This is a genomic window from Streptomyces sp. NPDC060000, assembly GCF_042737375.1.
In the GTDB taxonomy this organism is placed as follows: Bacteria; Actinomycetota; Actinomycetes; order Streptomycetales; family Streptomycetaceae; genus Streptomyces.
In genome coordinates this window covers 110,003-133,855 of record NZ_JBHWUU010000002.1, presented here as the reverse complement: position 1 = coordinate 133,855, position 23,853 = coordinate 110,003, and the positions used below count along the sequence as shown (strand labels likewise).

The 23,853-nt window shown below is 72.8% G+C and carries 24 protein-coding genes and 1 pseudogene; 10 read left to right on the top strand and 15 right to left on the bottom strand.

What is annotated here, in order from left to right:
• The first annotated feature begins 125 nt into the window (after nucleotides 1-125).
• Nucleotides 126-1,610 carry a glycosyl hydrolase gene (locus tag ACFWBB_RS02470; protein WP_385265865.1) on the top strand — a complete coding sequence of 495 codons (1,485 nt, stop codon included), beginning with the start codon at nucleotides 126-128 and terminating at the stop codon, nucleotides 1,608-1,610.
• Nucleotides 1,611-1,638: 28 nt separating this feature from the next.
• Here ACFWBB_RS02470 and ACFWBB_RS02465 read toward each other — a convergent pair whose 3' ends face one another.
• The 9 genes from ACFWBB_RS02465 to ACFWBB_RS02425 are packed head-to-tail and all read right to left on the bottom strand — an operon-like array spanning nucleotide 1,639 to nucleotide 12,121.
• Nucleotides 1,639-2,754 (bottom strand): GNAT family N-acetyltransferase, encoded by a 1,116-nt coding sequence (locus ACFWBB_RS02465; RefSeq protein WP_385265862.1) that lies wholly within the window; start codon nucleotides 2,752-2,754, stop codon nucleotides 1,639-1,641.
• A complete protein-coding gene (locus ACFWBB_RS02460; RefSeq protein ID WP_385265859.1) occupies nucleotides 2,751-3,398 on the bottom strand; it encodes a lipopolysaccharide biosynthesis protein in 648 nt (215 codons plus the stop codon). The genes ACFWBB_RS02465 and ACFWBB_RS02460 overlap by 4 nt, the downstream gene beginning before the upstream one ends.
• Entirely contained in the window at nucleotides 3,395-4,558 is a 1,164-nt protein-coding gene (locus tag ACFWBB_RS02455; protein WP_385265856.1) for a glycosyltransferase, read from the bottom strand. The genes ACFWBB_RS02460 and ACFWBB_RS02455 overlap by 4 nt, the downstream gene beginning before the upstream one ends.
• Nucleotides 4,555-5,295, bottom strand: coding sequence for a polysaccharide deacetylase family protein (locus ACFWBB_RS02450; protein WP_385265853.1), 741 nt, complete (start codon nucleotides 5,293-5,295; stop codon nucleotides 4,555-4,557). The genes ACFWBB_RS02455 and ACFWBB_RS02450 overlap by 4 nt, the downstream gene beginning before the upstream one ends.
• Complete coding sequence (gene murJ / locus ACFWBB_RS02445) at nucleotides 5,282-7,063, bottom strand: murein biosynthesis integral membrane protein MurJ (protein ID WP_385265850.1); 1,782 nt, start codon at nucleotides 7,061-7,063, stop codon at nucleotides 5,282-5,284. The genes ACFWBB_RS02450 and murJ overlap by 14 nt, the downstream gene beginning before the upstream one ends.
• The gene (locus tag ACFWBB_RS02440) at nucleotides 7,060-8,370 is read right to left on the bottom strand and encodes an O-antigen ligase family protein (protein WP_385265847.1); all 1,311 of its coding nucleotides are present in this window, start codon (nucleotides 8,368-8,370) and stop codon (nucleotides 7,060-7,062) included. Before ACFWBB_RS02440 ends, murJ begins: the two co-directional genes overlap by 4 nt.
• 7 nt (nucleotides 8,371-8,377) lie before the next feature.
• A complete protein-coding gene (locus tag ACFWBB_RS02435; RefSeq protein WP_385265843.1) occupies nucleotides 8,378-9,793 on the bottom strand; it encodes an exopolysaccharide biosynthesis polyprenyl glycosylphosphotransferase in 1,416 nt (471 codons plus the stop codon).
• Nucleotides 9,790-10,965, bottom strand: coding sequence for a glycosyltransferase (locus tag ACFWBB_RS02430; protein ID WP_385265841.1), 1,176 nt, complete (start codon nucleotides 10,963-10,965; stop codon nucleotides 9,790-9,792). The genes ACFWBB_RS02435 and ACFWBB_RS02430 overlap by 4 nt, the downstream gene beginning before the upstream one ends.
• Nucleotides 10,966-11,014: 49 nt before the next feature.
• A complete protein-coding gene (locus ACFWBB_RS02425; protein ID WP_385265838.1) occupies nucleotides 11,015-12,121 on the bottom strand; it encodes a DUF3344 domain-containing protein in 1,107 nt (368 codons plus the stop codon).
• A 238-nt stretch (nucleotides 12,122-12,359) separates the two neighbouring features.
• Between ACFWBB_RS02425 and chpG the strand changes: the two genes are divergently transcribed.
• The 7 genes from chpG (at nucleotide 12,360) to ACFWBB_RS02390 (ending at nucleotide 17,094) form a co-directional block, all read left to right on the top strand.
• Nucleotides 12,360-12,599, top strand: coding sequence for a chaplin ChpG (gene chpG / locus ACFWBB_RS02420; protein ID WP_385265835.1), 240 nt, complete (start codon nucleotides 12,360-12,362; stop codon nucleotides 12,597-12,599).
• Nucleotides 12,600-13,381: 782 nt separating this feature from the next.
• Nucleotides 13,382-13,669: a hypothetical protein gene (locus ACFWBB_RS02415; RefSeq protein ID WP_385265832.1), complete on the top strand. Its 288-nt coding sequence runs from the start codon at nucleotides 13,382-13,384 to the stop codon at nucleotides 13,667-13,669.
• A gap of 168 nt (nucleotides 13,670-13,837) precedes the next feature.
• On the top strand, nucleotides 13,838-14,338 hold the full coding sequence (locus ACFWBB_RS02410) for a DUF5949 family protein (protein ID WP_385265830.1): 501 nt from the start codon (nucleotides 13,838-13,840) through the stop codon (nucleotides 14,336-14,338).
• Nucleotides 14,338-14,934, top strand: coding sequence for a vitamin K epoxide reductase family protein (locus ACFWBB_RS02405; RefSeq protein WP_385265827.1), 597 nt, complete (start codon nucleotides 14,338-14,340; stop codon nucleotides 14,932-14,934). The genes ACFWBB_RS02410 and ACFWBB_RS02405 overlap by 1 nt, the downstream gene beginning before the upstream one ends.
• Before the next feature lie 135 nt (nucleotides 14,935-15,069).
• On the top strand, nucleotides 15,070-15,588 hold the full coding sequence (locus ACFWBB_RS02400; protein WP_385265824.1) for a hypothetical protein: 519 nt from the start codon (nucleotides 15,070-15,072) through the stop codon (nucleotides 15,586-15,588).
• A 173-nt stretch (nucleotides 15,589-15,761) separates the two neighbouring features.
• Nucleotides 15,762-16,244, top strand: coding sequence for a tyrosinase family oxidase copper chaperone (locus ACFWBB_RS02395; protein WP_385265821.1), 483 nt, complete (start codon nucleotides 15,762-15,764; stop codon nucleotides 16,242-16,244).
• Complete coding sequence (locus ACFWBB_RS02390; protein WP_385265818.1) at nucleotides 16,228-17,094, top strand: tyrosinase family protein; 867 nt, start codon at nucleotides 16,228-16,230, stop codon at nucleotides 17,092-17,094. The genes ACFWBB_RS02395 and ACFWBB_RS02390 overlap by 17 nt, the downstream gene beginning before the upstream one ends.
• 101 nt (nucleotides 17,095-17,195) lie before the next feature.
• On the opposite strand, the gene ACFWBB_RS02385 is transcribed toward ACFWBB_RS02390, so the two are convergent.
• Genes ACFWBB_RS02385 through ACFWBB_RS02370 form a run of 4 tightly spaced genes read right to left on the bottom strand, consistent with a single transcriptional unit; the run spans nucleotide 17,196 to nucleotide 20,911 of the window.
• The gene (locus ACFWBB_RS02385) at nucleotides 17,196-17,528 is read right to left on the bottom strand and encodes a chaplin (protein WP_385265816.1); all 333 of its coding nucleotides are present in this window, start codon (nucleotides 17,526-17,528) and stop codon (nucleotides 17,196-17,198) included.
• A 58-nt stretch (nucleotides 17,529-17,586) separates the two neighbouring features.
• Entirely contained in the window at nucleotides 17,587-17,946 is a 360-nt protein-coding gene (locus tag ACFWBB_RS02380; protein ID WP_385265814.1) for an acyl carrier protein, read from the bottom strand.
• The gene (locus ACFWBB_RS02375; protein WP_385265811.1) at nucleotides 17,943-19,118 is read right to left on the bottom strand and encodes an HAD-IIIC family phosphatase; all 1,176 of its coding nucleotides are present in this window, start codon (nucleotides 19,116-19,118) and stop codon (nucleotides 17,943-17,945) included. Before ACFWBB_RS02375 ends, ACFWBB_RS02380 begins: the two co-directional genes overlap by 4 nt.
• Nucleotides 19,115-20,911 (bottom strand): GNAT family N-acetyltransferase, encoded by a 1,797-nt coding sequence (locus ACFWBB_RS02370; RefSeq protein ID WP_385265808.1) that lies wholly within the window; start codon nucleotides 20,909-20,911, stop codon nucleotides 19,115-19,117. The genes ACFWBB_RS02375 and ACFWBB_RS02370 overlap by 4 nt, the downstream gene beginning before the upstream one ends.
• Nucleotides 20,912-21,475: 564 nt before the next feature.
• On the opposite strand from ACFWBB_RS02370, the gene ACFWBB_RS02365 reads away from it, so the two are divergent.
• Nucleotides 21,476-21,856, top strand: coding sequence for an S-adenosylmethionine decarboxylase family protein (locus ACFWBB_RS02365; RefSeq protein ID WP_385265805.1), 381 nt, complete (start codon nucleotides 21,476-21,478; stop codon nucleotides 21,854-21,856).
• Between the two features lie 31 nt (nucleotides 21,857-21,887).
• Here the strand turns inward: ACFWBB_RS02365 and ACFWBB_RS02360 are convergent, their stop codons facing one another.
• Nucleotides 21,888-22,607, bottom strand: a complete 720-nt coding sequence (locus ACFWBB_RS02360) for an alpha/beta fold hydrolase (protein WP_385265802.1) — start codon at nucleotides 22,605-22,607, stop codon at nucleotides 21,888-21,890.
• Nucleotides 22,608-22,684: 77 nt separating this feature from the next.
• Between ACFWBB_RS02360 and ACFWBB_RS02355 the strand changes: the two genes are divergently transcribed.
• Nucleotides 22,685-23,548, top strand: coding sequence for a 4'-phosphopantetheinyl transferase family protein (locus tag ACFWBB_RS02355; protein ID WP_385265800.1), 864 nt, complete (start codon nucleotides 22,685-22,687; stop codon nucleotides 23,546-23,548).
• A gap of 3 nt (nucleotides 23,549-23,551) precedes the next feature.
• Here ACFWBB_RS02355 and ACFWBB_RS02350 read toward each other — a convergent pair.
• Nucleotides 23,552-23,685 (bottom strand): annotated as a pseudogene (locus tag ACFWBB_RS02350) (GntR family transcriptional regulator); the annotation flags it as partial.
• Nucleotides 23,686-23,853: the final 168 nt, after the last annotated feature.

The following is a 23,853-nucleotide window of genomic DNA, read 5'->3' as shown; positions in this document are numbered from 1 at the left end:
GCGATCAAGGCGCTCGAAAGCCCTAACGGCGGTGGCGTGAATCCTTTTCGTGTGACTTTCATATGGCTGAGTGTCAGTGATGCGCTGTCCTTGTGCGTTACGTGAGAGTGGAGAAAGGAGCGGGCATGGCTCCACAGCAGCGACGCGCGCGATCCCGACGGCTGGCCGTCGTAGCGGCAGCGGTCGCGGCGTCGGCCGCCCTCGCGTCCGGACCTGGATTCGCCGCGGGTGCTGGGGCGGGGCGGGTCGCCGATCCTCCCGCTCCCACCCCCACCGTCCCGACGGCCGCGGCGACCCTCCCCGCACCCGTCGCGCCCGAGCCGGCCGTACCCGCGCCCGAGCCGGCCGTACCCGCGCCCGAGCCGGCCGTACCCGCGCCGGAACCGGCCTTCCCCGCGCCCAGTGCGACACCGGCGGCATCCGTGACCCCCGGGGCACCGGTGACCCCCGAGGCCCCCGTGACCCCCGACGCACCGGTGACCCCCGAGGCCCCCGTGACCCCCGACGCACCGGTTACCCCGTCGGAGAGCCCCAGCCCGTCCGCCCCGCCCGCGAAGTCCGTCCCCGCCTTCGGCGCCTACCTCGACTACGGAGCCCTGGGCGTGGCCCGGATCACCGAGCTCAGCGAGTGGCTGGACGGCGCGGAGCTGCGCGTCGGCCACACCTACCTGCCGGGCGACCGGTGGAACAACATCGAGGGCCCGCCCGGCTTCCTCGACGTGTGGGCCGACTGGCGGCTGGAGAAGGACGACCGGATGCTCGTCCTCAACGTGCCCATGATGGAGCGCAACGAGGAGGGGGTGTCGGACGACGGGGTGCGCGAACTGCTGCGGCAGGGGGCGGCCGGGGAGTTCGATCACCACTTCAGGGCCCTCGCCGAACGTCTGGTAGCACTGAAGGTGCCTGACACGGTGATCGTGCTCGGCTGGGAGATGAACGGCATCACGTACACCCATCGGTGCGGGCCGGACCCGGAGGCCTGGAAAAAGTACTGGAACAGGATCGTTTCCACCATGCGTGCGGTGCCGGGCCAGAAATTCAGGTTCGACTTCACGCCGACCCGCGGCAAGGACGCCGTTCCGTGGACCCTGTGTTACCCGGGGGACGACACGGTCGACATCATCGGAATGGACTCCTACGACCAGCCGACCGGCCTGTCCTTCGACGAGCAGGTGAAAGAACCCTACGGGCTCCAGGCACACGTCGACTTCGCCAAAACCCATGGCAAGGCGATTTCCTATCCCGAATGGGGACTCTTCCGTAACGGCGACAATCCCGAATACATGCGGCGCATGCTCGCCTGGATGGACGAGCACAGACCGCTGTACAACACGGTGACCGACTACTGCCCGCACGGTGTGTGGCAGTGCCGGGAGAACCCGCAGTCGTCCGCGGTCTACCGCTCGCTCCTGTCCGGCCGCACCGACGAGCCGGGCACGGCGCCGACGAGTCCGGCGCCCTCCGTCGAACCGCCCGTGGAGCCCACGCCGCCGGCACCCACGCCCGTACTCCCGGCGGATTGCACGCCGCTGGACCTCGGCGACTGGGTCGAGTACTGGCTCGGCGGCAAGCTGTGCTTCCGGCTGGACTGGTGGTCGGCCGGCCAGTGAACCGCGGTGCGGTGGCGGCAGGCCCGCGTCAGGACCTGCCGCCACCGTCACGCTCCCTCCGCCGCTCCAGCCGGAGCAGCAACTCCTTGCCCCGCCGCCGCGCGGCCACGTCGCACACGACAGCCGACAGCAGGGGCGCGGTGCGCCGGCGGGCCAGCAGCAGCCGCTGGTTGACGACCGGTTCGGGCCGCCAGTGGTGCTTGTACGGTTCGTTGCCGCGCAGCAGGCTCAGCGCGGCGCGTCCGCCGTCGCGGGAGTGCTCGGCGCAGGCTTCGAGCAGCATCACCGCCACGTCCGCCTTGCGCTCGCGCAGCCGGGGATGGGCGCCGTAGAGATAGCCCCCGGCCAGCCGCCGCGACAGCAGGGTCAGGTCGACGGCCACCACGTCGTCGTCCAGCCGGAACTCGGTGACCACGGCGTCCCCGGAGCGGACCATCGGGCCGACCGACCGCACCAGGTGCTCGCAGAACCGCTCCCGCAGGTGCTCACCCGTCACCTTCCGGCCCTGCCACTGCAACTGGTGCAGTTCCAGCAGCCGGCGCAGCGCCGCGTCCACCTCGTCCGGGCGCACCACGTGACGCTGTACGCCCAGCGCGGTCAGCTTGCGCAGCTTGGCGCGGACCCGCTGCGCCTTCGCCGACGGCAGCCGGGCCACCAGCTCGTCCATGGGCACGGCGGGCAGCTCCAGGCACACCGAGTCGCTCACCCGTCGACGCGGTCCGCGCCACCGCTCGTAGACCTGCTCCACGGCGCCGCCCGGACGCACCTCGCGGAAGTCGATCACCGCCGTGCGGGCGGCCGCCGCGAGGCCCTCGGTGAGCGCGGCGACGGCCCGCTCACCGAGTTCGTCGTCGACGAGGACGTCCCCGTAGTCGGAGATCGCCCCGCCGAGCGGCACGAGCGCAGGCAGCGGCCGGCGTACGGCCATCAGCGGAGCGGCGGCGACGAGCTCACCGCCGTCGCGGACCAGCAGCAGACGCAGCCGGCCGCGCCTGCCGTACGACAGCCACCACGAGTGCAGCCAGGCGTGGCTCTGGAAGGGGGTGGCGCTCGCGCACCGCTGGTACAGCCGGCCCCAGGCGGGTGCGAGCGCGGCGAAGACCTGCTCGTCGGTGACGAGTTCGGTGGTGAGCGTCGGCTTCACAGCGCTCCGTGGGATTCGGCGGCGAGGGCCGGGCCGGGAACGGCGGCCGGGCGCGCGGCCTCCTCCTCCGAGCCCCGCTTGGGGCGCGCCAGCAGCACCAGACCGCCGAGCAGTCCGCCCGTGCTCACCCCCACCAGACCCGTCACCGCCGGGGACACCGAGGAGGGGCCGGTCGGCCGGACCGCGCGGGCGAACTGCTGGAGCTCGACGTTGGTGGCGGCCCGGGAGCTCCTGGCGTGCTGGGTCAGCGAGCGGGAGACCGCGTTGGCCATGTCGGCGGCCAGGTCGGGGCGCGAGGAGGTCGCCGTGATCGAGACCATCGGGGCGTCCGGCGAGGTGGCCGTCTGCACGCTCGACTGAAGCGTCTTCACCGGCACGCCGGCCCATACCTGCGCGTCCCCGAGCACCGCCAGCTGCGTGGCGACCCGGCCGTAGGCCTGCGCGAAGCCGAGCGCGGACGCCGGGTCGGACTTCTCGGTGGGGACGGCGACGACATAGGCGGTGGCCGTGTACACGGGCGGCTTGAGAGCGCCGTACGCGCCGCCGAGCAGACCGCCGGCGACGGCGCCGGCCGCGAGCAGGGACCAGGGCGGGAGCGTCCTGGCGCGGCGCAGGGCGGCAGGACGGCGGGGGTTCTCGGTCATGGGGAACTGACTCCCTGAGGTGTCGGGTTGGCGGGGGAGAGCAGGGGCGGTCCGGACAGGGTGGCCGTGTACACGTCCATGAGCTGGGCGGCGCTGCGGGTGATGTCGTAGTGGAGGGCGGCTTCGGCGGCGGTGCGCGGGCCGGGAGCCTGCGCGCGCGCCTCGGTCAGCGCGCGGACGAGGTCCTCGGTGCCGCCGGTCACCCGGCGGGCGCCCGGCGCCCGGCCGGGCAGCTGCTCGATCGCCGGACAGGACGCGTACAGCACGGGCAGGCCGCAGGCCAGCGCCTCGACGATCGCCAGGCCGAAGGTCTCCTCCGGGGAGGGGGAGACGAACACGTCCATGGCGCAGGTGAGGGAGGGCAGGTCGGGGCCGGGGGTGCTGTCGGGAACACAGGGGCGTTCGCCGGTGAACAGGACACGGTCGGCGACCCCCGCCTCGTGGGCGGTGCGGCGCAGCACGTTCTCCTCGGGGCCGCCGCCGACCAGCAACAGCCAGTGGTCGGAGGGGAGCCGGGCGAGGGCATGGACGAGGACGTCGAAGCGCTTGCCCGCCGTGAGACGTCCGACGCCGCCCACGACGTAGGCGTGGTCGGGCAGGCCGAGGCGCCGGCGGGTGTGGTGGCGGGCCTCCGGGTCGAAGCGGAAGCGGGTCAGGTCGACGCCGTTGGGGACGACCTCGATACGGGGGGCCGGGACCCCCCACCCGCGCAGCCGGTCGGCGACCGTGGGGGAGACGGCGACCGTGGTGCGGCCCAGCCGTTCGCTGGCGAGGTAGAGCGCGCGGACCCCGGAGGTCAGTCTCCGCCCCTCCAGCTGCGAGTCGCCGAGCGAGTGTTCGGTGGCGACGACCGCGCGGACCCCGGCGAGCCGCGCGGCCAGCCGGCCGTACACGCAGGCCCGGTAGAGATGGGTGTGGACCAGGTCGTAGCCGCCGGAGCGGATGATCCGGACCAGACGCGGCAGCGCGGCCAGGTCGCGGTTGCCGGCCATGCCGAGGTGGACGACCCGGACCCCGTCCTCGGCCAGCCCTTCGGCCACCGCCCCCGGGTTGGTCAGCGTCACCACCTCGCACTCGACCGGCAGGTGCCGCAGCAGGAGCCGCAGTTGCTGCTCGGCGCCGCCGACCCCGAGCCCGGTGATGATGTGCAGCGCCTTCACCGCAGCCCCTCGACGGGACGCCGGCGAAGCCGGTGCAGCCGGTACTTCAGTTGCATGCGGACGAAGTTGTCGCTCTGCCCGATGTGGAGGCGGGGCAGGGCGTGGAGCCCGTTCAGCGAACCGGGGTCGATCGCGCAGGCGTAGGCGTAACCGGCTTCGCGTACGGCGTCCATGGCGCGCCGGTCGATCGTCCCGTACGGATAGCAGAAGCCGTCGATCTCGGTGCCGAGCAACGCGTTGAGGGCCGCGCGGCTCTCGGCCGTCTCCGTCTTGAGGGTGAGGTCGTCGGCCTTGGTCAGGTCGACGTGGGTGAGGCCGTGCGAGCCGATCTCGACGCCCTCGTAGGCGGCGCGGCAGATGCCGTCGGCGGTCAGCAGCGGCTTGCGCGGGCCGAGCGGGTCCCAGGCGTTGTCGCCGCCGAGCCGGCCGGGCAGCACGAAGAGCGTGGCGTTGCAGCGGTGGCGGCGCAGAACCGGCAGTGCCTCGGTGAGGAAGTCGGTGTAGCCGTCGTCGAAGGTGAGACCGACCAGGTCACGCCCCTCGCCTCGGGCGCGGGCGGCGAGCAGTTCGGCCATGGAGACACCGCGCAGCCCGCGCCGGCGCAGCCACATCAGCTGCTTCTCCAGCCGCTCGGGGGTGACCGTGATGCGGTACGGATCCTCGGTGCAGTCCCCCACGGAGTGGTACATCGCCACCCACGGGACAGGAGTGCGTCTGCTGTTGTCAGGAGCGGCCATGGGAGAGCCTTCGGGTCGCGGAACGTACGGAACGGAGTGCGGAGTCGATGCCCTGGGAGCCCAGGGCACGGCCGAGCAGCAGGAAGACGACGGTCACGGTGAGTCCCCCGGCGGTCAGCCCGGCCAGCGGGTCGACGAACCGTCCCGCGGCGAAGGACCCGGCCAGGGTGGCCACCACGGCCGCCCGCACCGGCCGGCTCAGTTCGTGCAGCACGCCCCGGATGCGGACCGGGACGCTGCGCGGGCCCATCCCGGCCAGCAGGACGAGGGCGGTGACGGTGATGCCGGTCGCGTTGGCGGCGGCGATCCCGTACACACCCCAGGAACCGACGCTCAGCGCGCCGATCCAGGAGGTCACGACGATCCCGGCGGCCATCGCGCCGACCGGGTACCAGGAGCCGCGGCCCGCCGAGAAGTACGAGCGGACCAGCACGCCCGTCAGAGTCTGGCCGAGCAGCCCGAGCGCGTACAGGCGCATGACGCCCGCCGTCGCCGCCGTGTCCTTCGCGGTGAACGCGCCGCGCTGGAAAAGCAGTTCGATGATCTGCGGGGAGCAGGCCAGCACGGCGGCGGTGCCCAGCAGCACGATGCACGCGGCCAGTGCCAGGTCCCGCTCCACCCGGGAGCGGGCCCGCTCGGTGTCCCCCTCGGCCAGCGCCCGCGCGACCACCGGGAAGGTGACCGTGCAGACCATCACCGACAGGATCATCGGCATCTGCGCGACCTTCTGCGCGTAGTTCAGATGCGAGATGGCCCCGGCCGGCAGCTGGGAGGCGAGGAAACGCTCGATGAGGACCTGGGACTGCCGGCACAGGGCGAACAGCAGCACGGTCGTCAGGAGAAGGGTGTCGAGGGGGCGGGCCTCCTCCGGTACGGAGGCCACCTCGCCCGCCCCGCGCTTCCTCAACAGCGCCCACAGGGAAGGAAGTTGAACGAGGACCATCAGCAGCCCGCCGACGGCGACCCCGGTGGCCGCCGACCGCACCCCCCAGTGCCCCCCGAGCACGAACATCCCGGTGATGATGCCGGTGTTGTAGGCCACGTAGATCGCCGCGGGTGGCCCGTACCGCCGGTGGGCGCGCAGCGCCGCGCTGCAGTACCCGGCGAGCCCGAAACTCACCACGCAGGTGGCGGTGAGCCGGGTGCAGTCGACGGCGAGCGCGGGGTCGGGCAGGCCGGGCGCGAGGACCTCGACCACCTGCGGTGCCAGGCCGATGAACAGGGCGCCGACCGCGACGAAGGCCAGCGACAGCCGGGGCAGCGTGCCGGCGACCAGGGCGCGGACCGGGTCGCCCGGAGCGCCCTGGGAGCGGCGGGCCAGCGCCATGCTGAACGCCGGGATCAGGGCGAACGCCAGCCCGTCCTCGATGAGCAGCGTGGCCGCGAACTCGGGTACGGTCCACGCCACCAGGAAGGCGTCGGTGTCACTGCCCGCCCCGAACAGCCGGGCCAGCGCCTGGTCGCGCACCAGCCCGAGCAGGGCCCCGGCGACCGAGAGGACGGCGGTGACGAGCGTGGCCCTGGCGAGGAACCGGCGCGAGGCCGGGGGGAGTTCACCGCCGTCCGTCCCGGCAGCCGCCGCCGTGTTCGTCGTCGCATTCGCCGTCGTACTCGACGTGGCACTCGCCGCTGTACTCGACGAGGCACTCGCTCGGGGTGCGGCTTCGACAGCCTCTTCGGCCGTCTCCCCGGTGCGCGCGACGGACCGCGCCGGCGGCACGGAAGCGGGACCGTCCGTGCGGGGCGTCCGAGGAGGCGTCACCGTCATCGTGCGAGCGCCTCCTCGCGGCCACCGGCGCCCACCAGCGCCCACCAGGCCACGACCCCGAAGACGACGGCGGTCAGCACGGTCGACGGACCGCCGATGTCGGCGTACGTGAAGTCCACGAGCTGCCAGAACAGCAGGCCGAAGGCGACGAGCGCGCAGTCGAGGCCGGGGCCGGAGCGCCGGACCCGGAACCAGCCGCGCAGCCCGCAGGCCAGCATCGCCAGCCAGCCCCCCGCGAGGGCGAGCAGCCCGATCAGGCCCTGCTCGCTGAGGATCAGCAGGTACATGTTGTGCGGGGAGAGCAGCGGCTGCTTGACGAACCCGGAGCCCGCGCCGTCGGTGTCGCTGCCGGAGGACAGCGCGAGGGAGGCGTGCGCGTCGCGGTGCTCGGGGAAACCCTTCAACCCGACGCCGGTCAGCGGCTGCTCGCGCCAGATGCCGACCGCGGAGGCCCACAGCGTGTACCGGTCGGTGACCGACTGGTCGGGCGCGTCCGCGATCTGGGTGATGCTGTTGACGCGCTCCTGGAGCATCGCCGAGCCGACCCCGAAGCCGCCCACCAGGATCACCCCCGCCGCGGCCGCCACCGCGCCCACCTTCAGTGCCCGCAGCGGCCCGGCGAGGGCCAGCTGGACCACGCAGGTCAGCGCGGTCGCGATCCACGCGCCCCGGCTGAAGGAGAGCGCGAGCGGCACCAGCAGGGCGAGTGCCGAGCAGGCGGCGATCGCCCGCTGCCGTACGGAGGTCCGGCCGAGCGCCAGCCCGACGGCGCAGATCAGGCCGAACGCCACGACGGTCGCCATGCCCATCACGTCCTGGGGCCCGAAGGTGCCGACGGCCCGGATCTCCTCGCCCTGGTAGGAGGCGCCGGTCCCGGTGACGAACTGGTGCACGCCCACCGCCCCCTGCCACCCGGCGAGCCCGACGAACGACCAGGCCAGCACCCGGAAGTCGGCCCGGTCGCGGACCAGGAGGACGACGGCCGCCGGGACCAGCACGAAGATCTGGAGGTAGCGGCCCAGACCGCCGAGCCCCGCCCCCGGCGAGGAGGCGCCCATCGCGGCGAGCGCGAGCCCGACGACCGGCAGGCCGAGGACCACGGCGGCCGTCCGGGACAGCGGGCGCCGCCGCTGCCGCAGCAGCCGGATCGCGCAGAACAGCACGACCAGCGCGGACAGCGCGTCGGCCGGTCCGGCGCCGCCCTCGACGCCGGGGGCGAGCGGCAGGCCGAGCACGGCGACCACGGCGACCACGGGCAGGACCGGTGACAGCGTCCGGGCGCGGGGCATGGGCAGGGCGAGGGTCATCGGCGGTTCAGCTCCCGGTCGGTCGCACGAGGGCGGCCGCGGTGCGCAGCAGGATGCAGATGTCCTGCCACAGCGACCAGTTGTCGATGTAGGCGTTGTCGAAGCGGGCCCGGTCCTCGATCGAGGTGTCCCCGCGTAGCCCCTGGACCTGAGCGAGGCCGGTGATCCCGGTCCGCATGCGGTGGCGGGCCGCGTAGCCGGGGTAGGTCTGGCTGAACTGGCCGACGAAGTAGGGGCGTTCGGGGCGCGGGCCGACCAGGCTCATGTCGCCGCTCAGGACGTTCCACAGCTGGAGCAGCTCGTCAAGCGAGGTCTGGCGCAGGAAGCGGCAGAAGCGGCTCATCTCCCGTTCGCCGGCCACGCTCCACCGGGTCGCGGCCTCGTGCTCGTCGACCGGGCGGTGGGTGCGGAACTTCAGCAGTGTGAACGGCCGGCCGTCCTTGCCGATGCGCTCCTGCCGGAAGACGACCCCCGGCCCGTCGGTCACCCGCAGCACCACCGCGCACACCAGCAGCAGCGGGCTCAGCAGCAGGAGCAGGGTGCCGGAGGCCGCGATGTCCAGCAGCCGCTTGCCGAGGCTGCCCCGGCGCCGGGCGCCCAGGTCGAGGCGGCGGCAGGAGAACCCGGCGAGCTGGTCACGGCTCGCGTACGAGGGGGTGTCGGCGTCGACCTCCCACACCGTGCAGCCCGACTCGGCGAGCGCCCGCAGCAGCGGGCCCTGCACGGTACGTACGGCGGGATGGACGCACAGGACGTCCCGGACGCCGTTCTGGATGAGGGCCCGCTGGACTTCCTGACCCGTGGTCAGCACGGGCAGTCCGTCGGTGCCGTCGGGGCGCTCCGTCACGATGCCCACCGGCTGGACCCCGCAGCGGGGATGCCGCAGCACGGCGGCGGCCACGCGCTGCGCGGTCGCGGGGGGGCCGATGACGAGCGCGGCGCGCGGGCGTCGCAGCAGTGTCCGGCGCCGCCGCAGGTGCACCATCGCGCGGCCCGCGCAGCCGGTCGCGGCCTGCGCCGCGAACCCGAGGAGCAGCGTGCGGACCGACAGCGCGTGGACCGGGTTCCACGCCGCGACGAGCGCGCCCAGCGCCAGCCAGGCCACCACGATCCGGCCGCAGACGGCGGGCAGTTCGTCCAGCACCCCCGCAACCGGACGCGTGCGCTGCGGGCGCAGCAGTATCGTCGCGGCCACCAGGAGAGCCACCAGCAGCGGACGGCGCTGTGCCCCGGTCAGGGCCAGCGCGCCCACGAACGCGGCGAGGCCGTCGGCGCACAGCAGCGGCAGCGGCGACGCGGGCCGCGCCGGGGGCCGCCGGGTGGGGAACCGGAATCCCGCTGCGCTCGCCCGCCGCGGGATGACCGAGACGGACGAGTACCCGGGTTGCGCGCCGGGAGAGGGGACGGTGCTTTCCGCAGTCACGAGTGGATGGACTCCCTGCACTCGGTGGGCGCGACGCGCGCCCCTTGTGTGGTCGTGAGCAGCTCGCGGTACACGCCCGCGACCGCCTCGGCCGTGCGCCGCACGTCGTGCGTGGTCAGGACGTGCCGGCGTCCCTGGTGGCCGAGCGACTCGCGCAGCAGCGGGTCGAGCAGCAGTCCGGCGACGGCACCGGCCAGCGCCGCCGGGTTCTCGGCGGGTACCAGACAGCGGGGCGCGAGCGCGGCCGGCACGCTCTCCCGGGCACCGTCCACATCGGTCACCACCACGGGCCGCCCGCAGGCCAGCGCCTCCAGCGGGACCAGTGCCATCCCCTCCCAGCGTGAGGGCAGCACCACCAGATCGGCGGCCTGGTACCAGGGCACGGCGTCGGCGACGGCGCCGGTGAACAGCACCGACTCCGGCGCGCCGGACCGCAGCCGCTTCCCGTCCGGACCGTCGCCGACCAGCACCAGCCGGGCGCCGGGCACCTTGCGCGCGATGTCCGGCCACGCGGTCAGCAGTACGTCCTGTCCCTTCTGCCGGCACAGCCGCCCCACGCACACCACCAGCGGGGCGGCCGGGTCCAGTTGAGGCAGCAGGGAGGCCCGTACGGTGTCGACGGACGCCGGGTGGAAGCGCTCGGGGTCGATGCCGTTGGGGATGACACTCCACCGTCCGGCGATCCGGGCGCGCACCCCGGTCGTGCGCTCCGCCTCGCTCACACACACCAGCCGGTCCGCCCAACGGGCCCCGAACCGCTCCCACTTGAGCGCCAGCGCCGCCATGGTCCCGTCGACCGCCTCGAAGGACCAGGCGTGCGGCTGGAACACGGTCGGGATCCGCCCGCGTACCGCGAGCCGCCCGGCCAGCCCGGCCTTCGCGCTGTGCGCGTGCACCAGGTCGGGGCGTACCTCGTCGAGCAGGCGTACGAGCCGTCGTACCTCGCCGGGAAGCGAGGGTCCCGGCGACCGAGTCGCCGCCCAGTGCCGCACATCGGCGCCCAGGGACCGCAGGTCCCCGGCGAGCCGGCCGGCCGGGCAGGCCACGGTGACGTGCAGACCGGCCGCGAGCTGGGCCCGCGCCAGGTCCGTCACGACCCGGGGGACCCCGCCGTCCACGGGCTGGGTGAGGTGCAGGACCCGGAGTCCGCCGTCGGGTTCTGGCTGGTGCATTGCGCGGTTTCCTCGCTCACGGTGGCGCTCGGGACGGGCGGGAACGCGCCTAGTGCTTCTTCCGTGTGTCGACGGCGACGAAGAGCGCCCCGGCCCACGCCGCGTCCCGGTGGGAAACGAGACGGACAGTCAGCTGGTCACCACCGCGCCGCAAACCCGGGCCCAGATCGAACACATCGGAGTCGTAGCCGAGGGTGTTGGCGTACGCCGGTACACGCGCCGCCGGAGCCTCCCCCGGCTCGCTGATCGTGGAGTTCAACACATCGTCAGATGGATTGACCGCGTTCGTGAGCGGGGCGGCCGTTCGGCCACCGGTAGAGAACATGAGCGAATCACCCGTTCGGCCGCGGTCGCCGTCGTACGCGACGAGTCCGGCCCGGCCGCTCGCGCCCTTGGGGATGTCGAGTCCGCGCAGCCGGATCTCCTTGCCCGTGCCGGAGCCGACGGTGTCGAAGCCGTCCCAGACGGACAGGTCGCGCAGCGGCTCCGCCGGGTTCTCGTACGCCACGACCAGCGTCCAGCCGCCCCACGCCCCGGCTGCCGACCTGCCCATGGCCACGTTGATCTGCGCGACCGTGTACAGGCCCCGGCCGCTCTCGCGCACCAGCTTCGTGACGTCCGCGGAGGCCTGGAAGGCGTCGGCGCCCTGGGCGACCCGGTGGCCCACCACGGTGTCCGCGAGCACCGCCTTGTACTCCCCGCCCGGCTCGGCGATCAGCACCCGCCCGTTGTCCTTCGGCGGCTTCTGCTCGCCGACCCGCAGGTTGCCGCCCCAGTACAGCCGCGCGTACGACACCCGCGCGCCCTGGGGGAGACGGACCTCGGCGCGGGAGGAGTTGTAGGTGTTCGGGTCGTCGTCGACGTCGACGTAGAACATGTCGAAGGCGTTGTTGACGCCCGCCTTGCCCTGGCGAACGGACGGGCAGGAGAGCGCGGCCTTGGCCGCCGGTGCGGCGCGGCAGCTGATGGCCGCGTTGGCGGCGCGGACGATCCCGCCGTGCTGTGTCGCGTGGAAGCGCTGTGTGAGGGCGAGGCGTTGTGCCTCGGTGGCGGGCGGCGCGCCGGCCGCCCGGGCGCCGGTGGGAGCCCAGAGCGAGGCGAGGGCGAGAACGCCGACGGTCGCGCGGCGCAGCAGCGGACCCAGGGAATTACGCATGACCGGCGGTGCCCTTTCGTGCGATTTGCTTGCTATAGACGTGCCTCGGATGGGGCGCAACTCTAACTGCTGTCCGGATTAATCCGTAGAAACCGGACAAGTGTGTCGGAATGGTGAAGCGAGACTGCGCTGACATCACTCATTCGGCGGCACAACCCCCGCGCGTCCCATGCGTTGACCTCCAAGCCGGGCATCCCCGCCCGGGTGTTTGTGTCAAATCCCCAAGGAGCACCTCTCCATGTCGCGTATCGCGAAGGGCCTGGTCCTGACCTCCGTTGCCGCCGCGGCCGTCGCCGGCGCCTCCGGCATCGCCGCCGCCGACAGCGGCGCGAACGCCGTCGCCGAGCACTCCCCGGGCGTGCTGTCGGGCAACGTCGTCCAGGTTCCGGTGCACATTCCGGTCAACGTCTGCGGCAACACGATCGACGTGATCGGCCTGCTGAACCCGGCCTTCGGCAACACCTGCGTCAACGACTGACGTCACCTTCCCCAGAGGCCACGACACGTCATTCGCCGAACGGCCGCCCTCCCGCCAGGAGGGCGGCCGTTCCCGTTGCCGGAAGTGTCACCGCGAGCGTTGCCCGAACGGGGGACGGGGGCCGCGTCCTGCGTGGCGGGCCCTGACAGGCCACCCCCCAGGGGTGATGCGGGCCAGGTGGACGAGCTGACGTCACTCGGAGCGGTCGAGCTGCGGGGCGCGACACCCGTTCGCACGGTGGGCGCGGCTCCCCCGCTCGGCAAGAGGGCCGAGGGCGGCAAGTGAAGGCGGCGGCCGCCGACCCGGTGTCCGACGCCGTCGCCGCGCCGGACAAGGCGGTCGCCGCCCTTCTCGAGGCCGCGACCTCCCTCGACGTCGGCCAGGTCCTCCCGGCGGTGACCGGTGTGGTGTCGGGCCTGCTCGCCGCCACGCCGCCACGCCGCCACGCCGCCACGCCGCCACGCCGCCACACCGGCCGGGGCCGGTCCGACCCTGCCGGCGCTCCCGGCGGAGGCACCGGCACCGGCGCTGCCCGTGCTCCCGGCGCTGCCCGCGCTCCCGGCGGAGGCGTCGGCGCTGCCCGCGGTGCCTGCCCTGCCCGCCGCCTGACCGCCGCTCCCGGATTTGCGCACCCCGGGGGTTCCGCCGGGGTGCGGAATTTCCTGCGCACACGGTTTCCGCATTCGGCGGGGCTCGTTAGGCACGGCGCCCAGAACTTCCCTGGCGACTTGAGCCGATCTGCCGAGCGGCCGAGTTGCCGAGCCGCCGAAGAAAGGAACCCGATGAAGTCCCTGAAGGCTGCCGCTGTCGTTGCCGGATCCCTGGTCCTCGCCGGTGCCGCCGCGCCCGCGTTCGCGACCCCCGCCGACCTCACGCCCACCAGCCTCAACGGCGCCGTGGACACCCTCACCAGGGGGCCGATCAACCTGGAGGACGCGATGCCGCTCCAGCACCAGTCGGACGCCCTCGACACCGAGAACAAGGACTCCGTGCTCAGCACCGTCAAGGGTGCGGCGGGTGCGCTCAACAGCCACAACTCCCTCCTCGGCGGGCTGCCGCTCCAGGGCTGAGACGCCGTTCCGCAGGGCCGGTCCCCGTCACCGACGGGACCGGCCCTCGGCGCTGTTCGAGGCGGGTCGAGCGCCGCGTCCCTCGTTCGTGTGGAGCAGCGCGCCGGCGTCCTCCGGGCGAGTGAGAACACGCCGGAAGTGACCCCGCCACGCCGATAGGGTCGCGCGGTGACCTCAACCCCAAGCGCAACCCGCCCCTTCCGCGTGGCCGACCTGGGCACACTCGTCGTGGTGCCGTGGAGCGGCGAGGCCCCCGACGGCAGCGACATGCCCTACCTGCTGGCCTACTCCCTCGGTGACACCCAGGAAGGACCCGAGGGGACGGCCGCCGCCGTCGCGCGTCTGCTCACCGACAACGGCATGCCCGTCGGCGGGGACGTCGTCGACGGAACCGAGCGGCCCAGCCTGCCGTTCACCCTGCTCGTCGAGTCCGGCGCCGCGGTCCTGAACATGCCGAGCCTCAAGGCCCAGTGCCTGCCGCCGGCGGAGTGGCTCACGGCTGCCGAGCAGCGCGGTTACGCCTACCTCGTCTTCACCACCCGCGCCTGGCCCGAGGCCACGCCCGGCCGGGCCGTCACGCCCGAGGCGCTGGCCGGGTTCGCGGGCGCCGAAGAGACCCTGACGGCCGCGGCGCACATCGTCCTGCCCGCCCGCCGCCTGCGCGGCTGATGCGCCGGCCGTACCCGGCACCCGCCGGCGGCGGCCGCGGGTACGCCCTGCTGCTCGTCCTCACCGGTGCGGCCGGGTTGCTGGCCGCCTGGGTCATCACCCTCGACAAGTTCAAGCTCCTCGAGGACCCCGGCTTCACACCCGGGTGCAGCCTGAACCCCGTCGTCTCCTGCGGCAGCGTCATGACGAGCGACCAGGCCTCGGTGTTCGGGTTCCCCAACCCGATGCTGGGTCTGGTGGCCTACGGGATCGTCGTGTGCGTCGGTGTGAGCCTGCTGGCCGGTGCCGCGTTCCCCCGCTGGTACTGGCTGACCTTCACCGCCGGCTGCCTCTTCGGTGTCGGGTTCGTGTCCTGGCTGCAGTTCGAGTCCCTGTACCGGATCAACGCGCTGTGCCTGTGGTGCTGTCTGGCGTGGGTCGCCACGATCCTCATGTTCTGGTACACCGTCTCGTTCGCCGTACGGCACGCGTTCCTGCCGGCCCCGGCCGGAGTGCGGAACTTCCTCACCGAATTCACCTGGCTGCCCCCGCTGCTGCACATCGGGGTGATCGGCATGCTGATCCTGACCCGGTGGTGGACTTTCTGGACGAGCTGACCATCCGCCTGTCGTACCGACGCTCGTAGCACGATTGCGGCACTCGGGGGAATTGTGAACTGATGCCGATTTCCGGCTCGTTACCCGGTACGGACGCAACGCCCCCGAACTCCTCCGAAAGGTCCCGTACCCCAGATGAAGTCGACCACCCGAGGAACCCTCGCCGCAGTCATCACCTGCGTGGCGGCCGCCGCCGTTGCCGCCTCCGCGACCCCCGCCGCCGCGATCGGCACGGTGCCCGTCCCCGTACCGCTGGACGGCGTCGAGAAGTCCCTCAACGTGGAACTGCCCGAGATCGGCGGCGAGATCCCCCTGCCGACGCCGGGCGCGCCCGAGGGACCACGCTTCGTCGAGGGCCGGCTTCTCCCGGAGCGGGTCGTTCCGCAACTGCCCGTCGCCGCCGGGCTGCCCGGGGTGGGGCTCCGCGCGCCCCTGCCGGAGGTCCTCGGGGCCGACTTCGACCACCTCGGGCTCGACGCCCCCGCCTCCGACGTGCGCACGCTCGGCCCGGGGCTGACCCTGGACGCCCCGCTGACCGCGCCCAACCCCGACCGCTTCGGCCTGCCGGACCTCCAGCAGCCCCGGGCGGGCGTGCTCACCCCGGTGCTCCAGGCGGTGCCCGGCGCGGACCTCGGCCTGGGCAAGGGGCTGTAGCCGACGGCCGAACCGTCACGACCACGGGCCCGGACGCCGTCGTCCGGGCCCGTCGCCATGTCCGGATCCGCGTCCCTCCAGGGACTGTTCGGCCGCCGGGCGGTGACCAGGAGGGCCGCCGGGCGGTTACCTTCACGGACAACCCGCTACGGAATCCGGACGAGGAGCACATCATGGTCGTCAGCGCCGATGGAGTACCCGTGACCGCAGGGCCGGTGGGCGCCGGCAGACGAGACCCGGCGGGCGGCGCACGACGACGCGACCTGCTGCGCGGGCTGCTCGGCGCCGCCGCGGCCCTCGCGATCGTTCCCGTCGTCACCGCCTCCCGGCCCACGCGCCCTGCGGACGGCGACCCCACGGACTCCTCCTTCGACGAGACCTACCGAGGCCGGCACATCCACGGGGTGCTCGCCTCGACGGGACGGGCATCCGCGGACGCCCGGTGGGACATCACGGTCGACGGCCGGCCCCTGCACCTCATGCGCCGGGCCGACGGCACCTGGCTGAGCATGGTCGACCACTACCGCTCGTACGCCACCCCACTGGAGGCGGTCCGTGCCGCCGTGGACGAACTCGGCCCGGGGGAGCGGCTGCGCGCGGCGGATCACACACACCTGGACACGTACATGGGGGGACACCATGGCCTACACCCGTAAGGACGTCAGCACACTCACCAGCGCCGAGCGGCGGCGCTTCGTGAAGGCGCTGCTGGAGATCAAACGGAGGGGCGAGTACGACGAGTTCGTCCGCATGCACATCGACCACTACGTCTCCGACGGCGACGGAGGCCTGCGCGCGGCCCACATGGCGCCCTCCTTCCTGCCCTGGCACCGCAGATTCCTGCTGGACCTCGAGCAGGCGCTGCGCCGGGTCGACTCCTCGGTGACGGTGCCCTACTGGGACTGGACACGCGACCGCACCGCGACCGCCGCGCCCTGGACCAAGGACCTCCTCGGCGGCAACGGACGGCGCTCCGACCACCAGGTGACGACCGGGCCGTTCGCCTATGCCACCGGCGACTGGACCATCAAGGAGAACCTGACCGACGGGGAGTTCCTCACCCGGGACCTCGGCCGCGCCGCCAACCCGATCGACCTGCCCACCACGACAGATCTGGAGTGGGCGCTCCAGGACCCGGTCTACGACACCGCGCCCTGGAACTCGACGGTCACCCAGGGCTTCCGCAACAAACTGGAGGGCTGGGGGACCGGCTCCGGCAGCGCCACCTGGCGTAACCACAACCGGGTGCACCGGTGGGTCGGCGGGGTCATGCTCGGCGGTGCCTCCGTCAACGACCCCGTCTTCTGGCTGCACCACGCCTTCGTCGACCTGCTGTGGACGCGCTGGCAGAGCCGCCACGGCGAGCACCGCTACCTGCCCGCCGAACCCCCGGGCCCGCGCGACCGCCAGTACCGCCGGGTCGTCGCCCGGCAGGAGAAACTGCCCCCGTGGGACGTGACCCCGGACCAGCTGGAGGACGCGTCCCGGATCTACCGGTACGCGTGAACCGGTAGCGGACAGGGGGAGAGCCCCGGCGCTCGAGGTGCCGGGGCTCTCCTGGTGGTACGTACGCGAGGTACGACCGGGGTGTACGTACAGGGTGCAGCTCAGCCGCCGTAGCCGCCGCCGTGCTCGCCGTGCTCGCCGTGCTTGTCCTGCTTGTCCTGCTTGTAGTGCTCGTAGCCACCGTTGTCGTGGTTGCTGACGTTGGCGCAGGTGTTGCCGAAGGCCGGGTTGAGCAGGCCGACGACGTTGACGGTGTTGCCGCAGATGTTCACCGGGATGTGGATCGGAACCTGGACGACGTTGCCCGACAGGACACCCGGCGAACCCACGGCCGCGGCCTGCGCACCCGCGTCCGCCATGGCCAGGCCGGCTCCGCTGACGACCACGGCGCTGGTGCCGAGGGCAATAGCGGCCACCTTCGCGATGCGAGACATCACGTTCTCCTTAGGAATCGGTTCGCGCGGCGGCAGGGGGCGCCACCGCACTCCCCGTTCAACGCCGCCGACCCCGGTCGGTCACGGTACGTCCGGCCGGATCACCCTTTTTGAACAGGACGGACGTACGGTCGGGTGGCTGGTGCGACTGGAGGTGTGTCGCGACGAAGTCGGTCAGGGTGGCGATGGACTCGAGACTGTCCAGGCTCAGGTCCAGCGCGGCCACGTCGACGCCGTAGCGCTTGTCGATCGTGCCCAGCAGGGTCACGCCGGCCAGCGAGGTGAGGCCGATCTCCGGGCCGAACAGGTCGGTGGCGGCGGGGAGCCCGGCGACCGCGGCCTCGTCCAGGCGGGCGGCTTCGGCGATCATCGAACGGATCTCCCGTTCCACCGTGGCCCGCTCTCGGGTGTCCGTCACGCTTCGGCGTCCTCTCGGTCGGATACGTGCAGCCAGGCGGGCGGCCCGGGCAGGTCGCCGTGAAGTGTCCTGCCCAGGACCGCCGAATCCGCGGTGGCGGCGGTGGTGGCACCGGTGGCGGTCGGGGTGGCGGTGGCGGTGTCATCCGTGCGGCGCAGGCCGGCCTGGCGGAGCAGGATGCGCATCTCCAGGTTGGCGTCCGTCGGGCGCAGGGTCACCCGGAACTGCTCGGCGCCGGCCTCGCGGGCCCGCTCCATCAGCCGGAACAGGAAGGCCGCCGCCGCGCCCCGGCCTGCCACCCGGCAGGAGAGCGCGAGCAACGGGACGGACCACGTGGCGGGCGCCGTTTCGTCGGTGCGGTCGGCGCCACGGGTGCGTCGGGTGTCTTGGGTGGCTCGTAGGTCCCGGGTGCGGTCGACGAGAGCGGCGCCGATGATGCCGTACTCGCCGAAACGGTCCGTCATGCGGGCGGTGTACAGCTCGTGCCCGTCCGAGGAAGCCAGCTCGCGCAGGCGGCCCGGGGTGAGCCCGGAGGAGTTCAGACGGTGGGTGCGGGCGGCGAGTTCCAGCGCGCGCGGGATCTCGTCGGCGGTCGCCGCGCCGACGGTGAGGCGCATGTCGCACCAGCGCAGGAACTCCTCGCGCGAACCCCGGAAGCGTTCACCCTCGGCCCGGCGGGTCTCCTCCGTGCGGTAACGGCTCACGCGTTCGCGGGACTCGGGGGTGATCTCCCGGCTCTCGAACGCGGCCAGCAGCGCCGGTACGTCCTCGGGCGAGAGGGTGCGCACGCCCGGCAGGAGTGCCTCGACCTCGGCGCGCTCGTACGGGGAGTCGTCGACCAGGAGGAGGGCGTCCACCGCGATGCCGAGGTCCTTGGCGATCCTGCGCAGCGACTCGCTCTTGTCCTGCCAGGACACCTGCGGCGCCAGGAAGCGCGTCCGCACCTCGGGTACGCCGTCCAGCCGCTCGAGCACCGACGGCGCGCTGCGGCTCGCGATACTGCTGAGCACACCGCGGGCCGCCAGCGTGTCGATCGCGGCGAGCGTCCAGGGGTGGGGCGTGGGCAGGTCGTCGGTGGCCGACTCGACGGCGATCTCGTCCCACAGGGTGCCGTCGAGGTCCCATACGACGCACTTGACGCCGTCGGGATCGAAGCCGTCCGTGACGCTCATCGGCCCCCGTCCCCTTCCGGCAGGAACAGCTTCATCGACAGGCTGGTGGGGTCGAAGCCGAACTTGCGGTACACCGTGCGCATCGGGACGTTGCCCACGTGGACCCGGCCGACGACCTCGGTGATGCCGTTGGCCAGGCAGAACTCCAGGCCTGCGGTGAGGAGGAGTTCGGCGACGTCGCTGCGGTTGTCCACCGGGGACACCGCCAGGGAGCGGAAGTTGGCGTAGCGGTCGCCGGTCATCGCGTTCTGGTTGATGCTCACCCAGCACCAGCCGACGGGCTCCCCGCCCGGACCGGCGGCGACGATCATGCCCTCCTTCGACTTCTCCATCGCGCGGCCGAGGCGGGACGCCCACCGTGCGGGGTCGTCGATGGCGTCCTCGCCGAAGGAGACACGGGCGATCTCGGCCTCGAACCGTCCGATGGCCGGAAGGTCGCGCTCGTCGGCCCCGCGGGTGACGTACGGCCGCGCCCGCTCGGCGAGAGCGGCACGGTCGTCCTCGGCCGGCGGACGCCAGCCGTGGGCGCGTCCGGCCGGAGCGGGAGCGGCGGGGGCGGGGGTCTCGGCGGGGGCCGGAGGCTGCTGGGCCGGGACCGGAGCCTGCTGGGCCGGGGTGGTCGGTTGTTCGGCCGGGGGTGCCGGGTCCTCCACCGGGACCAGGCGGCCGGGGCGGAAGGGGCCCTTGCCGCAGTTCGGGCAGCCGTCCTCGCGCAGGGCGGCGACCGAGGTCCAGCGGGCGCCGGGCCCGACGCGCAGCCGGGCGTCGCACGCCACGCACGTGTACTCGCGCTGCCGGGTCCGCTTGTCGCCGGTGTAGAGGGGACCGCTGAACTCGCCCTCGTGGGAGGGGGCCGTCGAGGTGGTGGTGAGCAGGTGCTGGAAGAAGCCGACACCGCCGAGGATGCCGCTGCCCTCGTACTCGTTGAAGTTGCGGATGTAGCCGTTGGTGACCAGGCCGAGTCCCATGATCTCCCGCTGTACCTCCAGCATCTCGTCCGGACTCTTGCCACCGAAGGAGAAGAAGACGCTGTGCGCGGGGCCTGGCCGCAGCCCCTCCACGGCACGGGAGAGGAACAGACGGGCGCCCTCGGCGGTGTACGGCGGATCGGTCATGGCCACGTCGTGCTGCTGGTGGAGCTCGGCGGGCAACGGCAGGCGCAGGTCGTGCCGAACGGTCTCCACCCGGGTGCCGAGACCGGCCGACACCTTCTGGATGTAGTCGAGGATCTCCGGGGAGATGTCCACGACGGTCACCCGCTCGACGATCGGCCCCCCGAGCACGTCACCCACCACCGCGACGGCCAGGGACACGAGGTCGTCGTCGCCGATCAGCAGCAGCGAACCGCCCGGCAGCGCGCCCGCCGTGAGGAGCGCGAGCACCCGGCGCACCTTGGTCTCGGCGGTGCAGTGCGACTGGTCGATCGCCATGTCGGCGGCGGGACCCGAGTCCATCAGGGCGCGCAGCCGGCGTACCGCCTCGTCCAGGACGTCGGGGATCACGAGCTCGCGCCCGTCGCAGGTGCCGCAGGTGGCGTCGAGGGAGAGGTCCATGCCGAGCTCGGCGACGAGGTCGAGACCGTCCTCGGTCAGCCGGGACGGACGCTGCGTGGTGACGAACCCCCGGCGGCGCAGTTCGTTACCCAGGGCGGCCACGATCGGGACGGGCAGCCCCGTCGCGCGGCTGAGGTCCTTCGTGGAGGCGGGCGCCAGCCGGCGCAGGGCCCGGAGGACGGACCGCACTCCGGGCGGGCCCTCCTGGAGCCGGACGGCTTCCGCGACTTCCGTGAGCACGGAATCCGCGGTGGTACTCCGAGGGTGCCGACGCGCGTTCGTCACAATACTGCTCCAGGCAAGCTGTTTGATGGATTCCGGGACTTCGAGTATACGGGCAGGTGACCAGGCATCCGGCCCCGCTCGGGGGATAGGAGACGACGGCATGACGATGCGGAACCCGAGCGCGCAAAGTGAATGAGTTCGCGATTCCGTATGGTGTTCCGCTCGGCGATCCGAACGAGGTTCCGCACGACGTTCTGCCGGATGCTTTGCCGACGGGTTTATCAGAAGCATTGTCATGCACCCCGACGGGTGTTCCAGTTACTGCTTCCCCTATGCTTCATCTGTGCTTTATGAAGTGTTTTGCCTGGGTGATTGCGGGGGGTTTTCAGTTCAATATTCCGGAACCCCCCTTCCCTCCTTGACGTGATGCACGCGCGAGCCCTGGAGCGCCCCGGATGCTACGCTGGGGACTAGCGAGCGCCGCCTACCGGCCTCGCAACCTTCCCCTTTGGCCGCGCGGACCAGCGCGCATCTATGTGAAAGGAGACGGGGGCAGCGGTTCCTCACCCCCGGTTCCCCATGAGCAACTCCGCCAACCTCGCCACCGAGGGTATAAACGTCGACGATCTGTGCTCTTATGCCGTCGACGTGTGGGTGAGCGACCACAGCATCCTGACCGACGAGGAGCGCCTCCTCAAGGTGCTGCGCACGGCCGCCGAAAAGGGAAACGCCACGGTACTCGGTGAGGCCTCGCACGTTTTCCCGAACGGCGCCGTCACCGCGATTCTGCTGCTTTCCGCATCACATCTGAGTATTCACACCTGGCCCGAATTCAGCCTGGCCAATGTCGACCTGCTCGCCTATGGCCGGCTGAACGGCGAGCGGATGATGCAGAGCGTGGAGCTCGGTCTTTCGCCGACGCGGATCAACGTGACGCGCATGCTGCGCGCGGTTCACTGACCTGGTTTCCCGGCCTGCTTCGCCGCAGGATTCACAGCCACCCCGACAGCGACTCGACGAAAGCGTCGAACCGGTCCCGGTGGATCGCGTGCGGTGCGTCGGGCACCGTACGCACCTCGAAACCGCGTCGCACCAGCTCCGCCCGCATCTCCGCGCTGACGAGCATGCTGGGGTCCGAGGCCTGGACGAGAGACGGCACTACGGCCTGCTCCGGCGTGTGGTCGATGTATCGGTGGGAGGAGAGCGCGAGGGCCGTGTTCTCGTCCCACCGCTCGAGGGCCTGCTGCTCGGCCGCGGTCCGCTCGTCGAGGCGCTCGCTGCTCCCGTCCCCGTTCCGCGGCGGGCGGGAGAGGGCGGCCAGAGCACGTGAAGAACGCTTGAACAGGGTGAAGAGGGCCGGGTCCAGGGATCCGTGGGCCCCGGCCAGTTGCCAGGCCGGTTCGGAGTAGACGGCGCGGGCCGGCCGCAGTTCCGCCACCGCGAGGGCCAGCGCCAGCGCGCCCAGCGAATGGCCCAGCGCCACCTCCGGGGCGGCCGGCAGCGTCTCCACGAGGTCCTCGGCGAAGAGCCGGGGCTCGTACCGCCCGCGAGCGCTGGCACCGTGCCCGCGCAGGTCCACGGCGAGAACGCGGTAGCCCCGCCCCGTCAGGACCGGGACCAGCTCGTGCCACGTGCGGTGGTCGGACATGATGCCGTGGACGAGGACGGCGACGCGCTCGCCCGTTCCCCACTCCTGTGTGTGCAGTCGCATGCGGCTGCTTCCTCGTGTGGTGTGGTGTGAGCAGGAGTGTAGGGCGCGGACTGATCATCGAACCAGGACGAGGCGCTGTGACAGGACACCCGGTGCAGGTGTGGTGGGCCCGTCTGGGCGACGCCCGCGCGGGCCTCCTGGGCCTCCTCGACCCGGTGGAACGCGCCCGGTACGAGTCGACCGCCGACCCCGCGGGCAAGGGGCGGTTCCTGGTCGGCTGCGCCCTCAGCCGCCTGGTCCTGGGCGAACTGCTCGACCTGCCCCCGGCGGACGTCCCCCTGCGGCGCGTGTGCCCGCGCTGCGGCGGACCCCACGGCAAGGTCCGCCTGGAGGTGCCACCGAACGGCCCCTCGGGCTCCGGGTCGGATTCCCCTCCGGACTCCCGACCGAGCGTCCCTACGGGAGGTTCTCCGGTCTGGGACTTCTCCGTCACCCACAGCGGTGCCCTCGTCGGCGTCGCCGTCTGCCGGGACGGTGAGGTGGGCCTGGACGTCGAGGAGTCCCACGCTGCCGTGGACGTCGATTCCGCTGCCCGCGTGGCCCTGTCCGACTCCGAACGCGCCGCGCTGTACGCCCGCCCGGCGGAGGAACGTCAGCCCGCCTTCCTGCGCACCTGGACGCGCAAGGAGGCCGTCCTGAAAGCGCTTGGCGTGGGACTGACGGTACCGCTGCGCGAGCTGGAGGTCTCCGCGCCCGACCGGCCCCCGGCCGTACTAGCCTGGCCCGGCCGACTCGCCGCACGGCCCCGCACGGCCATGGCGGACCTGGTTGTCGACGGGACACACCCCGCGGCGGTGGCGGTGGCGGTGGCGGGCGCCGGGACCGGGACCGGGACGGGGGCGGGGGCCGGGACCGGGGCGGGTGAGGAGAAGGGCGAGGTGACCGAGGTGCGCGTCCTCCTGCGCGACGGCACGAGCACGCTGGCCGCGTACGACCGCTGATCGCAACTCCTGCGCCCGGCGTACCTGTTCTCACCCACGCCGCACTCCTCACCGACCTGGGCGCGGGAGGGCAGGCGATCCCCCGGCTCCCAGACGTGCTCCGCGATGCGCCGCCGCAGCCGAGGACGTTCCACCACGGTGCTGGACGCGCGGACAGATCATGCGCGCGTGTGCATCGCCGAACCCCCACCAGTCTCAGCCTCCGGCCATCCCCTCGGGCCGCCCCCCTCGGGCCGCCCCCCTCGGGCCGCCCCCCTCGGGCCGCCCCCCTCGGGCCGCCCCCCTCGGGCCGCCCCCCTCGGGCC